This is a genomic window from Streptomyces sp. NPDC007264 (assembly GCF_042869095.1).
Lineage (GTDB): Bacteria > Actinomycetota > Actinomycetes > Streptomycetales > Streptomycetaceae > Streptomyces.
This window is the reverse complement of record NZ_JBIAFD010000015.1, coordinates 1-13,840: the sequence shown is the minus strand read 5'-3', so window position 1 is coordinate 13,840 and position 13,840 is coordinate 1. Positions and strand designations below refer to the sequence as shown.

At 72.6% G+C, this 13,840-nt stretch carries 11 protein-coding genes; 2 read left to right on the top strand and 9 right to left on the bottom strand.

Annotated features, from left to right (window positions below):
* Positions 1–21 precede the first annotated feature (21 nt).
* The 6 genes from ACFYMU_RS24125 to ACFYMU_RS24100 all read right to left on the bottom strand — a co-directional run bounded on the left by ACFYMU_RS24125 (position 22) and on the right by ACFYMU_RS24100 (position 7,690).
* Positions 22–1,641: a serine/threonine protein kinase gene (locus ACFYMU_RS24125; protein WP_388376709.1), complete on the bottom strand. Its 1,620-nt coding sequence runs from the start codon at positions 1,639–1,641 to the stop codon at positions 22–24.
* A 152-nt stretch (positions 1,642–1,793) separates the two neighbouring features.
* The gene (locus tag ACFYMU_RS24120; protein ID WP_388376707.1) at positions 1,794–3,026 is read right to left on the bottom strand and encodes a 4-hydroxybenzoate 3-monooxygenase; all 1,233 of its coding nucleotides are present in this window, start codon (positions 3,024–3,026) and stop codon (positions 1,794–1,796) included.
* Positions 3,027–3,080: 54 nt separating this feature from the next.
* Positions 3,081–4,052 (bottom strand): LLM class F420-dependent oxidoreductase, encoded by a 972-nt coding sequence (locus ACFYMU_RS24115; RefSeq protein WP_388376704.1) that lies wholly within the window; start codon positions 4,050–4,052, stop codon positions 3,081–3,083.
* 89 nt (positions 4,053–4,141) lie between these two features.
* Complete coding sequence (locus ACFYMU_RS24110) at positions 4,142–4,492, bottom strand: UBP-type zinc finger domain-containing protein (protein ID WP_388376702.1); 351 nt, start codon at positions 4,490–4,492, stop codon at positions 4,142–4,144.
* Positions 4,489–5,988: an ATP-binding protein gene (locus ACFYMU_RS24105; protein ID WP_388376699.1), complete on the bottom strand. Its 1,500-nt coding sequence runs from the start codon at positions 5,986–5,988 to the stop codon at positions 4,489–4,491. Before ACFYMU_RS24105 ends, ACFYMU_RS24110 begins: the two co-directional genes overlap by 4 nt.
* 22 nt (positions 5,989–6,010) lie before the next feature.
* Positions 6,011–7,690, bottom strand: coding sequence for an FAD-dependent oxidoreductase (locus ACFYMU_RS24100; protein WP_388377111.1), 1,680 nt, complete (start codon positions 7,688–7,690; stop codon positions 6,011–6,013).
* A 129-nt stretch (positions 7,691–7,819) separates the two neighbouring features.
* Between ACFYMU_RS24100 and ACFYMU_RS24095 the strand changes: the two genes are divergently transcribed.
* Entirely contained in the window at positions 7,820–8,692 is an 873-nt protein-coding gene (locus tag ACFYMU_RS24095; protein ID WP_388376696.1) for a universal stress protein, read from the top strand.
* Between the two features lie 125 nt (positions 8,693–8,817).
* Here the strand turns inward: ACFYMU_RS24095 and ACFYMU_RS24090 are convergent, their stop codons facing one another.
* The 3 genes from ACFYMU_RS24090 to ACFYMU_RS24080 all read right to left on the bottom strand — a co-directional run bounded on the left by ACFYMU_RS24090 (position 8,818) and on the right by ACFYMU_RS24080 (position 12,985).
* Positions 8,818–9,573 carry a dienelactone hydrolase family protein gene (locus ACFYMU_RS24090; RefSeq protein WP_388376693.1) on the bottom strand — a complete coding sequence of 252 codons (756 nt, stop codon included), beginning with the start codon at positions 9,571–9,573 and terminating at the stop codon, positions 8,818–8,820.
* Positions 9,574–9,664: 91 nt separating this feature from the next.
* Positions 9,665–10,924 (bottom strand): DUF4032 domain-containing protein, encoded by a 1,260-nt coding sequence (locus ACFYMU_RS24085; protein ID WP_388376690.1) that lies wholly within the window; start codon positions 10,922–10,924, stop codon positions 9,665–9,667.
* Positions 10,925–11,053: 129 nt separating this feature from the next.
* Positions 11,054–12,985 carry an AMP-dependent synthetase/ligase gene (locus ACFYMU_RS24080; protein WP_388376688.1) on the bottom strand — a complete coding sequence of 644 codons (1,932 nt, stop codon included), beginning with the start codon at positions 12,983–12,985 and terminating at the stop codon, positions 11,054–11,056.
* Positions 12,986–13,303: 318 nt separating this feature from the next.
* On the opposite strand from ACFYMU_RS24080, the gene ACFYMU_RS24075 reads away from it, so the two are divergent.
* Positions 13,304–13,744, top strand: a complete 441-nt coding sequence (locus tag ACFYMU_RS24075; protein ID WP_388376685.1) for a cupin domain-containing protein — start codon at positions 13,304–13,306, stop codon at positions 13,742–13,744.
* Positions 13,745–13,840: the final 96 nt, after the last annotated feature.

Here is a 13,840-nt window from a genome sequence, read left to right as displayed (position 1 = left end):
CGGCCGGGGGGCCGCCGCGCGTCAGTCCGTGGGTGTGCGGAAGGACCGCAGGAACTCGGCCAGCGCCTGCCGGTTGGCGGGGCTCTGCGCGTCGGCCGCGGGCGTCGTCCAGCGCAGCGAGTAGCCGTGCCGGTCGCCGACGAGGAAGCCGCGGCCGAAGGTGCGCACCCGGACGCCGTCCACCGTGGACAGCCACTCCATGTCGGCGCCCTGATGACCCTGGTAGGTCACGGCGCGGATGTCCCCCACCCGCTCGTAGCCGGCGTATGTGCCGTCCAGGGCCGGCTCCAGCGCCTTCCAGACCCCGACGGGGTCCGGACCCAGGCCCGCGCTGTAGGTGACCGCCAGGGTCCGCGGGTCGCCGCTCGCGCCGAACGTCACCCGGTAGGTGCCCTCGCCCGCCGTGTCGGTGGTGACCGGCTTCCACCCCTGCGGCAGGTCGATGGAGAAGCCCTGCGGCGCGACATGGCGGCGGAAGAGCGGGGCCCGCTCCTTCGGGGCGCTCGGCGACGCGGACGGGGAGGCCGTCGCCGTGTCACCCGGCCGTGGGGGCGGTGTCGCGCGGGCGGTGCCGGCGCCGGACGGACCGGCCGCGGAGGGTGTGCCGGAGCGGGACGGCTCGGCGCCCACCGCGCTCGTGTCGTTGCCGAACGGGTGGCCCGCCGCGACCAGGACGGCGACCGACGAGGCCGCGACCACGAGTCCCGCGCCCACCAGCACCGACCGGCGCACGGCCGGTCTGCCCCAGGCCCGTCCGGCCCGGTGGGTGACCTGCCACGCCGCCCGGAAACGCGGTGGCAGCATCTCCTGCGTGGGTTCGTCGAAGTTGTCGTCGACGATGCGTGTCAGAGCGGCGCGCACCACGGGTTCCGGGACGCGTTCCAGGGCGTCCCGCCGCAGCAGTCCGGTGACCGCCGGGGTGAGCGGGCCGGCGTTCGCCGGGGAGCGCAACGGCAGCCGGTCCACGGCGTGCAGCGTCGCCTCCGCCGAGCCACGGTCCCGGAACGGCGGACGGCCCTCCACCATCGTGTACAGCATCGCTCCCAGCGCCCACTGGTCGGCCGCCGGACCCGCGCTCGAGCCGCGGGCCTGTTCGGGAGAGGCGTACGAGGGCGCGGTGACCCGCTGCGTGACGGAGGTCCCGATCAGCCCGAAGCCGGTCACGACGACCTCGCCGCCCTCCCGCACGAACACCTGCCCGGGACTGAGGTCCCCGTGCGTCACGCCCCGGCGGTGGGCGGCCTCCAGCACGTCGAGTATCCCGAGTGCGATGCGGGCCGCCCGCACGTGGTTGAGGGGGCCGCGGGCCAGGACCTCCCCGAGGGGCGTGCCCTCGATCCGTTCGGTCACGGTCCACAGCACGCCGTCGTCCTCGACGGCGTCCACCACCGTGGCGACCCGGCCGGGGCACAACGCCTCCATGGCCTCCGACTCGCGCAGGATCCGCGCGATCGTGCGGCGCGGGGTGACCTCCGGCTGCAGCGGTGTGAGCCGTGACCGGATCAGGGAGACCGGGCGCCGGAACTCCATGTCCTCGCCGAGCCAGACGGTCCGTCCGTCCTCCCGGTGGACGGCCTCGACCGCCCGGTACCGTCCGGCGATCAACTCCTGTGTGGAGACATGCCCGTCGTCCATCGTCATCCCTCGCAGCGAACCGTTTCCCGGAGGTACGGAGGGCGTGACGGTGGGTGTTCAAAGAAACGGCGTTTCCACGGTGCGGATTTCGGTTTTCTGCCCCAGGTTCAGCGTTGACACGTGCGAAAACGTTACCGATCGCCCTACCGACAGGTAGGTTACCGTTGGTTACCCGGTGGGGTCGCACCGATGTACGATTCCGCGAACGCGGCCGCCGCGGCCGGGGAGGTGAAGAGCCGGCGCAGCCGGGCCGCCGCGCTGCCCGCGCGGAACGGATCCCCCGAGGACGGGCCGTGCAGCAGTTCGGCGAACCACTGCGAGAACTCCTGGTAGTCCCACACGCGCCGCAGACAGGCCGCCGAGTAGCCGCGCAGTCCCGCCTCGTCGCCGGTGCGGTGGCAGGCGATCAGGGCCTCCGCGAGGAGCAGCGCGTCGTGCAGGGCGAGGTTCATGCCCTTGGCAGCGATCGGTGCCACGAGGTGGGCCGCGTCTCCGGCCAGGAACAGCCTGCCGTGCGCCATCGGCCGCACCACGTAGTTGTGCAGGTCCAGCACCCGCTTCTCGATCAGCCGTCCCTCGGTCAGCGGGGCGGCGCCCGCCGCGGACAGCCGCTCGCGCAGCTGGGACCAGACGCGTTCGTGCGGCCAGTTCTCCGGGTCGTCGCCGGACGGGCACTCGAGGTAGTAGCGCGTGACCTCGGGGCTGCGGGCCATATGGGCGGCGAATCCGCGAGGATGCACCCCGAAGACGACGCAGTCGGACGACGGCGGTGCCTCCGCCAGCAGCGCCAGCCAGCCCACCCCGTACTCGAACCGGGCCGTGTGCGCGTGCCCGGGCGGCAGCGAGGCGCGCGTCACGCCGCGGGCGCCGTCGCAGCCCGCGACGAAGCGGCAGGCGATCCGCCGGTGTTCGCCCGAGGCCGGATCCGTGTACGACACCGAGGGCTCCCCGGTGCCGATGTCGTGCAGCTCCACATCGCGCACGCCGAACCGGATGTCCCCGCCCTTGACGTCCGCGTACTGCCGCACCAGGTCCGTGACGAGCAACGGCTGCGGATACACGAAGTGGTGGTGGCCCGACACCTCCGCATAGGCGAACCGGTGCCGCTCGCCGCCGGCCCGGAACTCGCACGCGCCGTGCCTCGGCGCCCGCTCCAGCAGCCGGTCCGCGAGCCCGTGCCGCTCCAGCGCCCGTACCGCCCACTCCTCGATGAACCCGGCCCTCGGCCGCGTCTCGACGAACGTCCTGCTCTCGGCCTCCAGGACCACACAGTCGACGGAGGCGTCCCGCAGAACGTTGGCGAGGGTCAGCCCGGCGGGCCCGGCGCCCACGATGACGACGGGGACGCGTCGACGGGACGGGTGAACGGGGGCGGGGGAGTGGCCGATCATGACGGCATTATCGCGGTCTTTCGCCAACGACGCGTGGGCGTAGGGGAGTTCGCGTCAGCCGATGCTCTCGCGCAGTGCCGGAAGCAGTTCCTTCGCCGACCAGTCGAGGAACTCCGGCTGGGTGTCGCCGCCGATCTGCACCAGCGCGACCTCCGTGAACCCCGCATCGGCGAACGGCCGTACGGCCTCCACGACCTCGGCCGGATCGTCGCCGCAGGGGACGGCGGCGGCGACGTCCTCCGGCCTGACGTACTGCGTGGCCGACGCGAACGAATCGGGGTGCGGCAGTTCGGAGTTGACCTTCCAGCCGCATCCGAACCAGCGGAACTGCTCGTGTGCGCGCCGGATCGCGGCCTCCCGGTCCGGGTCGTAGCACACCGGCAGCTGGCCCACCCGCGGCTTGCCCTCACCGCCGTGCCGGTCGAAGGCCGTGAGAAGGTCCCGGTCCGGTTCGGTGGCGATGACGAGGTCGGCGAGCCGGCCCGCCAGCGCGCAGGACCGCTCGCCGGAGACGGCGACCCCGATCGGCGGCGGCTCGTCCGGCAGGTCCCACAGCCGTGCGGAGTCCACGGTGAAGTGCCGGCCCCGATGGCTGACATGACCGCCGCCGAACAGGCCGCGGATGATGCCGACCGCCTCCTCCAGCATCTCGTGCCGCACCTCGATCGACGGCCATCCCCCGCCCACCGCATGCTCGTTGAGGTTCTCACCGGAGCCCAGCCCCAGCCGGAACCTGCCCTGCGACAGCAGTTGCAGCGTGGCGGCCTTCTGCGCCACCACCGCCGGGTGGTACCGGACGGTCGGGCAGGTCACGTACGTCATCAGGGGGATGCGGGAGGTGGCCTGGGCGGCGGCGCCCAGCACGCTCCACGCGTAGGGGGAGTGCCCCTGGGTGCGCAGCCAGGGCGCGTAGTGGTCCGAGGTCACGGAGAAGTCGAAACCCGCCGCCTCCGCCCGCACCACATGGTCGACCAGTTCACGCGGACCCGCCTGTTCGGTCATCATCGTGTATCCGATATGCACCATGAAGCGCGGGTTCCCGGTCATGACGCACGGAAACCGAGCGGTGCGTTCGCCCGGCCGGATTCCGTCCGCCGACCGTCCTGGTCACAGCACTAGCGAAGCATCTCCGCCCAGTCGGCCGGTACCCGGCCCGCGGGTCCCGGCGCGGGCTGGTCGGCGGGATGGCCGGCCGGGGGAGCCAGCTCGGGCCCGGACTCGTACAGCTCGGAGGTGGTGAAGTCCCAGAACCACTCCTCGCCCGGTTCGAAACTGCGGATCACCGGATGCCCGGTGGCCCGGAAGTGGGCGGTGGCGTGCCGGGCGGGCGAGTCGTCGCAACAGCCGATGTGCCCGCACTGCGCGCACCGCCGCAGATGGAACCACCAGCCGCCCTCCTCGTCGCACTCCACGCAGCCGGTGCCGCTCGGCGGGACGCCGGGGTCGATTCCCCTCACCTCGGTCATGACGCCTCCGGTGCAATCCGTGAATCGGGCCGCGACGCGGAGTCCGGCTCGGTGACGCCGGACTCGGGAGCGGTCAGCGGCAGCCGTACCTGGAACCGTGTGTCACCCGGCACCGAGTGGACCTCCAGGCTTCCGTGGTGCTTGTGGACGACGATGCGCCAGGAGATGTCCAGGCCGAGCCCGGTGCCCTGGCCGACCGGCTTGGTGGTGAAGAACGGGTCGAAGATGCGGCCGTGGATCTCGGGCGGCACGCCCGGCCCCGTGTCGCGGAACTCGACGAGCAACCGGTCGCGGTCCAGTGCGGTCCGCACGGTCAACGTGCCGTCCCCGCCCGCCTCGTTCATGGCGGACACGGCGTTGTCGACGAGGTTCGTCCACACCTGGTTCAGCTCGCCGGGGTAGGCGGGTACGGGCGGCAGCGTCCGGTCGTAGTCCTTGACGACGGTGATGCGCTCGCCGAGCTTCCCGGACAGCATCAGCAGGGTGCTGTCCAGGAGTTCGTGCACGTCGGCGGTCCGGTACGGCGCCCGGTCCAGCTGGGAGTACTGCCTGGCCGCGTCGACGAGGGTGGAGACCCGGGTCGTGGAGTCCTCGATCTCGTTCATCAACAACTCGGTCTCGACCGTGTAGTTGAGCCAGCGGACCGCCCCCTCGAGGGTCCGCTCGTCGACGGCCGCCGCGACCTGGTCCAGCCAGTCGGTGTCGAGGCCGGCCTGCACGAACGTCGGCGCGAGCTGCCAGCCGCCCTCGATACCGTGGTCGTCGAGCCAGTCACCGACCGCGTCCTCGCGGTCGGACGCCTCCAGCGGGCTGAGCGGCGCGGCCTTGGCGACCTGCTCGGCCGTCCGTTCCTGGATGCCGACCAGCGCCGGCAGCGTGTCCGGGTCGTACCGCCCGGCGGCGATCGCACCCAGCTTGTGCCGCATCCCGGCGACCCGCTCGCGCAGCGCCGCGGTGGCCCGCACGGCCGCTGCGGCCGGGTTGTTGAGCTCATGGGTCAGGCCCGCGGACAGGGAGCCGAGCGCCAGCAGCCGCTCCCGCTGGTTGATGGCCTGCTGTGTGTTCCTGGTGCCGAAGAACAGTCCCTCCAGCAGGTGCACCGCCATCGGGAACCAGTCGCGCATGACCGCGGCGAAGGTCTCCGCGGGCAGGACGAAGAACCGCGAGGGTTCCGTGACCCGCATCGACCCGTTGTAGGTTCCCGCCCGCGCGCGGTCCGCCAGATACGCCTGGAAGGCGCCCGCGTACACCCCGCGCCGCGACGTCCGGGAGATCTCCACGTCGTCGGCGCCGACCCGGCGGGACAGCACCACGGTGCCGTTCAGGAGCACGAAGAACGAGGCGGCGGGCTCACCCTCGGTGTACACCGGCCCGGGCTCGAACAGTTCCACCCGGCCCTCCCGGCACAGCCGCTCCACCTGCTCCCGGTCCAGCTTCTCGAACAGGAACAGCGTGCTCAGCTCCGCCATGTCGCACGGCATCGGCCGGCCGTTCACGACTGCGCCCCGGGCCGCGCGCTCATGACTGCTCCAGATACCGGTGGACGAGCATCACGGCCATGGCACCCTCGCCGACCGCGGAGGCGACCCGCTTGGCCGACTCGGCCCGCGCGTCTCCCGCCACGAACACGCCGGGGACGTTGGTCTCCAGGTGGTAGGGGGGCCGGGCCAGCTCCCAGCCCGGCGGCGGCTGCCCGTCGCTCGTCATGTCGGGGCCGGTCGGGATGAACCCGTGCTCGTCCCGCAGCACGGTCCCCTCCAGCCAGTCCGTGAGCGGGGCCGCCCCGATGAACACGAACAGCCACTGTGCGCCGACGAGTTCGGTGTGCCCGCTCACCACGTCCCGCAGCGTCAGCTGCTCCAGGCGGCCGGTGCCGTGCGCCGCCTCCACGACGGTACGGGTGCGCACCGCGATGTTCGGCGCCTCGGTGATCTGCTGGACCAGGTAGTGCGACATCGACGCCGACAGCGACTCGCCCCGTACGAGGAGGGTGACCGACTTGGCGACCCGGGACAGGTACATCGCCGCCTGGCCCGCGGAGTTGGCGCCGCCCACGATGTACACGTCGTGCCCCGAGCAGGCGGGGGCCTCGGTGAGCGCCGACCCGTAGAAGACGCCGCACCCCGTCAGCTCCGCCAGGCCGGGCGCCGCCAGCTGCCGGTACGACACACCGGTCGCCAGGATCACGCTGTGCGCGGCGATCGCGGACCCGTCCGAGAACCGCACGATGCGGGCGGCCCCGCTGACCTCGAGGCCCGCCACCTGCCGTGCGGTGAGGATCTCGGCGCCGAACTTCGCCGCCTGCCGGCGCGCCCGTTCGGTCAGCTGCGCGCCCGACACGCCGTCCGGGAAGCCGAGGTAGTTCTCGATCCGGGAGCTCTGCCCGGCCTGGCCACCGGTGGCGGACCGCTCCACGAGCAGCGTCCGCAGTCCTTCCGACGCCCCGTACACGGCGGCTCCGAGCCCCGCGGGCCCGCCACCGATCACGACGAGGTCGTAGAACTCCGCGGTCGGTGTGGTCGCCAGCCCCACCCGTGCCGCGAGCTCCGGATCCTGCGGCTCCAGAAGCGGCGTGCCGTCCGGGGTGACCACGAGCGGCAGGCGCTGTCCGTCCTGTCCGGCCGCCGCCAGCAGTCGCTGCCCCTCCGGTGTGTCGACCGAGTACCAGCGGTAGGGCACCTGGTTGCGGGCGAGGAACTCCCGCACCCCCGACGACCGCGCCGACCAGCGGTGCCCGACCACCTTCGTGACCGCGACCGGCCTGTGATCGGACTGCCGCCAGGTCTCCAGCAGGTCGTCGAGGACCGGGTAGAGCTTCTCCTCCGGCGGATCCCACGGCTTGAGGAGATAGTGGTCGAGGTCGATCACATTGATCGCGTCGATGGCCGCCCCGGTGTCCGCGTACGCGGTCAGCAGCACCCGACGGGCGCCCGGGTGGACGTCCAGGGCCTGTTCGAGGAACTCGATGCCGTTCATCCGCGGCATGCGGTAGTCGGCCATGATGACGGCCACCGGGTCGCCGCGCAGCTTCAGCTCCCGCAGCGCCTCGAGCGCGCTCTCCCCGGATTCGGCACGCACGATGCGGTACGCCTCGCCGTACCGGCGGCGCAGGTCACGTGCCACGGCACGGGACACTCCCGGATCGTCGTCCACGGTGAGGATGACGGTCCGTGTCGCCGTGCCCGCAGCCTGTGCCATGAAGTCTCCCACCCCGAGCGTCTCGGCGTTCCGGTCCATCGTATGTTCGATCTCCCCGTTTCGCTCAGGGACCGGGGGCCGCCCGGCTCGGTAGCGTGGGAAGCCGGATCATGCACTGGGAGGAACCGAATGACCCGCCCGATCACCGTCGGAGTCGACGGATCACAGGAGAGCGTCGCCGCCGCGGCCTGGGCGGGCCGGGAGGCGGTGCGCCGGGGCCTGCCGCTGCGGATCGTGCACGCCTGGCAGTGGCAGTCCTACGACGTCCCGCTCGACGCCGACCGCGAGACGCAGGGCCAGTGGGCGCGAGAGGTGGTGCGCGAGGCCGAACGGACCCTCACCGACCGCCATCCGGAACTGACCGTGACCGCCGAGGCGCTTCAGGCCCCGCCCGTCGAGACGCTGGTCGCCGAGGCGGCCGGGGCCGAGCTGATGGTGCTGGGCTCGCGGGGCCACGGAGCGGTGGTGGGCTTCCTGCTCGGCTCCGTGGGCCAGCAGGTGATCGCCGAGTCCGTCCGGCCGGTGGTGCTGGTGCGTTCCGACGACCGGCCCGCGACCGAGGTGGCAGGCCGCGAGATCGTCGTCGGCCAGCACGGGGAACCGGACGACAGCGCGCCCGCGCTCGGGTTCGCGTTCGCCACGGCGGCGGCCAGGGGAGCGGCGGTGCGGGTCGTACGGGCCTGGAGTCTGCCGCCGGTGTTCGCCTACAGCCCCGCCTCGCTGAAGCTGCTCGACGAGGCCGGGGGCCTGGAGCCGTACGAGCGCAAGGCGCTCGACGCGGCGCTGCGCCCCTGGCGGGAGCGCTACCCCGACGTGCGGGTGAGCGAGCACGTGGAGATGGGCAGCGCGGCCCAGGTGCTGCTGTCCGTGGCCGGTGACGCCCAGCTGGTGGTCGTGGGACGCCGCGCCCACCGCTCGGCCGTCGGTGCGCGCATCGGCTCGGTGGTGCACGCGCTGGTCCACCACGCGCCCTGCCCGGTGGCCGTGGTCCCGCCCGTCTGACCCGAGGTGGGCGCCCGGGCCGGGCGGCGCACGACGCGACACACCCGCCGGCCGGCCCGCGTCCACCTCGCGGTGCCGGCCGGCGGCCGTCCTTGCGGTGGGACGCGCCACTTTCCCGTGGGGGCTCACAGGGCGCGGTGCAGGAGTGCCAGCAGTTCCCTCCAGTGGCGTTCGGCCGCCTCCGGGTGGTAGCTGGAGGTGTCGGCCTGGGTGAAGCCGTGCTGTGCCCCCGGGTAGACCTCGGTGCGGTGGCGGACGCCCGCCTCCGTGAGGGCCTTCTCGAGCCGCTCGATCTGCTCCGGCGGCAGCGAGCGGTCCTGGTCGGCGTGGCCGAGGTAGACCTCCGCGGTGATGCGGCCGGCCACCCGGTGCGGACTGTCGGGCGCGTCCGTGGCCAGACCTCCGCCATGGAAGCCGGCGACCGCGGCGACCCGCTCAGGACGCGAGGCGGCGGCGCGCAGGGCCAGCCGGACCCCCATGCAGTAGCCGGTCACGCCCACCGGCCCCTCGGCGGCCTGCGGGCAGTCGGCGAGCCACCGCAGAAACGCGTCGGCGTCGCGCTCCGCGAGATCCGGCGTGAGCGACCGGATCAGCGGTGTGATCCGCTGGAACAGCTCCGGACGCTCGGACGGGTCGACGAAGTCCGGCAGTTCGACCACGGGCGCCCGTCCGTGCCGGTAGAACACATTGGGGACGAGGACGGTGTAGCCGTTCCCGGCGAGGCGGTCGGCCATGGCCTTCAGGCCGGGGCGCAGCCCGAAGGCGTCCATGTAGAGCAGGACCGCGGGGTGGGGGCCGCCGTCGTCCGGGTGGGTCAGGTAGGCGTCGGCCCTGCCGTCCCGGGTGGGGATGTCCACGGATGTTCCACGGGTGGCGGTCATGGGGTTCTCTGCCTCTCGACGTCCGGACGGGTCCTCGGAGGCCATTTTCGCAACGCCGCGGGTGACGGCCGTGCGGGGACCGCCGGGGCGTTCACGCGCGCGGCGGGGGCGGGGCGTCCTCGTCGTGGGGATCGGCCGGCGTCCCGCGGACCCCGGGCAGGACGGTGGCGATGTAGTCCTGGACGGCCGTGTCCAGACCGATGTCGTGCTGGGCGCGTTCGGACAGGTACCAGCGGTGCTCGAGCAGTTCGTGGTACACCTCGGCGGGGTCCATCGCGCCGCGCAGCTCACGGGGCACGGCACGCACGGTGGGCCGGAACACGTCCCGCACCCAGCGGTGGGCGAGGACCTCGGGCCGGGCGGCGAGGGGGTCGCCGGGCGCGTAGTCGTCCTGGGTGGCCATCCAGCTCTCCAGGTCGTTGAGCAGCCGCCGGGCCTGGTTCTCCTCGGCGTCCAGGCCCGTCAGCCTCAGCAACTGCCGCTGGTGGTGCCCGGCGTCCACGACCTTCGGCACGAAGGTGACGGTGTCGCCGCTGGACGAGTGCGCGATCTGCATCTCCGCCACGTCGAACCCGAGGTCGTTGAGCCGGCGGATACGGCGGTCGATGTAGTGGTACTTGCCCGCCGGGTACACCGATGTGCGGGTCAGCTCCTGCCACAGGCCGCTGTAACGGTCGCAGATCTCCGTGCCGAACGCGATGGGGTCCACGGACGGGTGCAGCGCCCCGGACGCCTCCAGGTCGAGCAGTTCGCCGCTGATGTTGACGCGCGCCAGATCGAGGTCGTACTCCCGCTGCCCGGTGCTCAGACGGCCGTGCAGCTCTCCCGTCTCGGCGTCCACGAGGTACGCGGCGTAGGCGCCCGCGTCCCGCCGGAACAGCGTGTTGGACAGCGAGCAGTCGCCCCAGGCGAACCCGGCGAGATGCAGGCGCACCAGGAGCACCGCGAGCGCGTCCATCAGCCGGTGCATGGTGGCGGGCCGCAGCGTCGTCTCGAACATCGAGCGGTAGGGCATGGAGCCGCCCAGGTGCCGGGTGATCAGCACCGGTTCGAGGGGCTCGCCGCCGCTGCCGGTGCGGCCGGTGACCACGGCGAGCGCGTCCACCGCCGGGATCCCGAGCCGGTCCAGGTCCCGCAGCAGCTCGAACTCCCGTACCGCGGGCCGCTCGGCGAGCTCCTTGACGGCCACGACCTCCGTGCCGGCGCGCGCGTAACGCACCACGTGCCGGGAGATGCCGCGGGGCAGCGGCACCAGACGGTGCTCCGGCCACTCCTCCAGGGGCAGCTGCCAGGGCAGGTCGAGCAGGAGCGCGGGATGCTCCGGGTTGGTCGCGCTGATCTGCAGAACCATCGATGGACCGTCCTCGCCTCACGGTGGGCCGTCGTGCCGAGGAGCATCACCGCACCCCGGCGGCGTCCACGTCAACAGGCGGACCGGATCATGGACGGCGATCGGCGCGGGAGCGGCCCTGCCCCGACCTCACCTGGCGCGCCGGAACACGTCGTCCGAGTCGTCCCAGGTCGGCAGCTCCTCCGACCTGCGTTCCCGCGGGATGCGCGCGGAGGACTGGTACATGGCGTCGATCTCGACCGCGTACCGGTGCGCTATGGCGTCCCTGCGCAGTTTCATCGACGGCGTCAGCAGTCCGTTGGTGACGTCGAAGGGTTCGGGAAGGACGCGGAAGACCCGGATGGACTCGGACCGCGACACCGTCGTGTTGGCCGCGGCGACGGCCCGCGCGACCTCCTGCCGCAGCGCGTTCTCCTCGCGGGCCTCCCGCCCCGGCACGTCCCCCTGCGCGAACAGCAGCCCGCGCCAGTGCGCCAGGAACTCCGGGTCCAGCGTGATCAGGGCGCCCACGCAGGGCCGGTTGTCGCCCACGACCACCGCCTGCTGGATGAGCGGATGGATCCGCAGCCGCTCCTCGAGCGCCGCCGGAGCCACGCTCTTGCCGCCGCTCGTGACGATGACGTCCTTCTTGCGGCCCGTGATGGTCAGATACCCCTCGGAGTCGAACCGTCCGATGTCGCCCGTGGCCAGCCAGCCGTCGCGCAGTGCCGCGTACGTGGCGTGCTCGTCGTTGACGTACCCCTGGAACACCGACGCCCCGTGCACCAGGATCTCGCCGTCCTCCGCCACCCGCACGTCGATGCCCGGCAGGGGGCGTCCCACGGTGCCGGACTTCTCCCGGCCGACCGGCTGCGCGGTGACGCCCCCGCTCGTCTCGGTCAGTCCGTACCCGTCGTGGAGGAAGATCCCGATTCCCGCGTAGAACAGGGCGAGTTCACGGTGCAGCGGGCATCCGCCGGACACCGCGCCGTACACCCGTCCGCCCAGCGTTGCGCGCAACTTGCGGTACACGGTCCGGTCGTACAGGGCGTGCTGCAGCTTCAGGTCGAAGCCGGGGCCGGGCCCGGTGCCCAGCCGTCGCTGCTCGACGGCCAGGGCGTAGTCCTGAGCCGTGCGTACGGCCCGCTCGAACAGGACGCCGCGGCCCGCCTGCTGGGCCGCGCGGAGGAAATTCTTGTAGAGCTTCTCGAAGACGTACGGGACCGCGTACATGTACGTGGGACGGAACGTCAGGAAGGCCGACGCCAGCGCCTCCGTGCTCAACTCCGGCTCGTGGCCCATGAGGAACCCGCCCCGCAGGCACAACTGCTGGATCATCAGCCCGTACACGTGCGAGAAGGGCAGGAAGGCGAGGACGGCGGGCTGCACGCCGGGAGGTGCCGCGGTGTGCCCCCAGCCGGCCAGCACCGTGTCGCAGGGGGTGGCCAGGTTGCGGTGGCTGAGCGCGCACCCGCGGGGGTGCCCGGAGGTGCCGGAGGTGTAGGCGACCACCGCGGTCGAGTCCGGCAGCACGATCCGGCGCAGCGAGTCGACGGTCGTGGCCGGCACCGGGCGGCCGCGCTGCACGAGTTCGTCCAGCGCGCCGGTGTCCAGCTGCCAGACGTGGCGCAGCAGGGGCAGCGACGCGCACACCGATCCGACGGTCATGATCGCCTGTTCGTCCTCGACGACCACGGCGACACAGCTCGCGTCCCTGAGGATCCACTCGACCTGTTCGTGGGAGGACGAGGGGTGGATCGGCACGACCTCGGCCCCGATCGCCCACAGGGCGCAGCTGAGCACGGTCCACTCGTACCGGGTGCGCGCCATGATGGCCACGCGGTGGCCGGGGCGGATGGCCGAGGCGATCAGACCCCTGGCCAGATCGACGACCCGGTCACGCAGTTGACGTGCCGTCACGGGGGCCCAGGTCGTCCCGGCCGGGCCGCTGCGCCGGGCGATCTGTGGAAGGTCGGGGGTCCGGATCGCCGTGTCGAAGACACTGTCGGCGAGCCCTCCCGTCATGACGGGTTCCTCCGATATGACCGGGGCGGCCGGCCGGCCGTTCCCGAAGTCGCGCATGCGCCGCTCCCCGTGCTGTCCTGCGACGTCGCCGATTGGTGCAGGATCGGCGGGGCTGAATGTAGCCGAGGTTGCCGCCGGACGCGCCGGAAACCGACAAGGAACCTTCAGTAAACGCCACGACAGCGTCCGGGCTGGTCAGGTGGAACGTTCCGGCAGTGCACCGTAGGTGCTGGGCGTCCTCGGGAGCGCGGCTGTCCTCGGCGGCGGTCACCTCGCCGGCCGAACGGGGCCGCGGGACGCAGACGTGAAGCGGGGCGCCCGGGGGAAGGCTCCGCTGGCACGCAGCGCACCCCGTGACCCGATCCCGGAGGACACATGCCCCTCACGCTCCGCGGAACCCTCGCGCCGGCCGCCGCCGTGGCCCTGACCCTGACCGCCCTGACCGGCACGGCCCGTGCCACCCCGCCCGGTCCGGGAGTGACCGCCGTCGTCCTTGCCCGACGAACCGTCGACGGCACCGACTACATCCTGCGCGAGATAACCGTCCCGGCCGGACAGAGCACCGGCTGGCACTACCACGACGGCCCCTTGTACGGGTACGTCAAGCAGGGGACCCTCAGTCACTTCGACGCCACCTGCGCCGGTGACGGCGTCTACCGGGCGGGCAGCGCCCTGACCGAGCCGAGCGGCCCGGACCACGTCCACCTGGGCAGCAACCTCGGCAGCACCCCGCTCGTCCTGGACGTGCTGTACGTGCTGCCGCACGGTGCGCCGTTCTCCGAGGACGCGCCGAATCCCGGCTGCGGCTTCCCCTAGCTGTTCTGTCCGGGGAGGTTGTGGACGGGTGAGCCAGGTCTCGGCTGAGGGATCTTGAACAGGTGAGGGCCTTCCGGTTCGGTGTGGATTGCGACG

Excerpts from the sequence above, each read along its gene's own strand:
- ACFYMU_RS24125 (WP_388376709.1), bottom strand. The coding sequence starts at position 1,641 with ATGACGATGGACGACGGGCATGTCTCCACACAGGAGTTGATCGCCGGA.
- ACFYMU_RS24120 (WP_388376707.1), bottom strand. The coding sequence starts at position 3,026 with ATGATCGGCCACTCCCCCGCCCCCGTTCACCCGTCCCGTCGACGCGTC.
- ACFYMU_RS24115 (WP_388376704.1), bottom strand. The coding sequence starts at position 4,052 with ATGGTGCATATCGGATACACGATGATGACCGAACAGGCGGGTCCGCGT.
- ACFYMU_RS24110 (WP_388376702.1), bottom strand. The coding sequence starts at position 4,492 with ATGACCGAGGTGAGGGGAATCGACCCCGGCGTCCCGCCGAGCGGCACC.
- ACFYMU_RS24100 (WP_388377111.1), bottom strand. The coding sequence starts at position 7,690 with ATGGCACAGGCTGCGGGCACGGCGACACGGACCGTCATCCTCACCGTG.
- ACFYMU_RS24095 (WP_388376696.1), top strand. The coding sequence starts at position 7,820 with ATGACCCGCCCGATCACCGTCGGAGTCGACGGATCACAGGAGAGCGTC.
- ACFYMU_RS24090 (WP_388376693.1), bottom strand. The coding sequence starts at position 9,573 with ATGACCGCCACCCGTGGAACATCCGTGGACATCCCCACCCGGGACGGC.
- ACFYMU_RS24085 (WP_388376690.1), bottom strand. The coding sequence starts at position 10,924 with ATGGTTCTGCAGATCAGCGCGACCAACCCGGAGCATCCCGCGCTCCTG.
- ACFYMU_RS24080 (WP_388376688.1), bottom strand. The coding sequence starts at position 12,985 with ATGCGCGACTTCGGGAACGGCCGGCCGGCCGCCCCGGTCATATCGGAG.
- ACFYMU_RS24075 (WP_388376685.1), top strand. The coding sequence starts at position 13,304 with ATGCCCCTCACGCTCCGCGGAACCCTCGCGCCGGCCGCCGCCGTGGCC.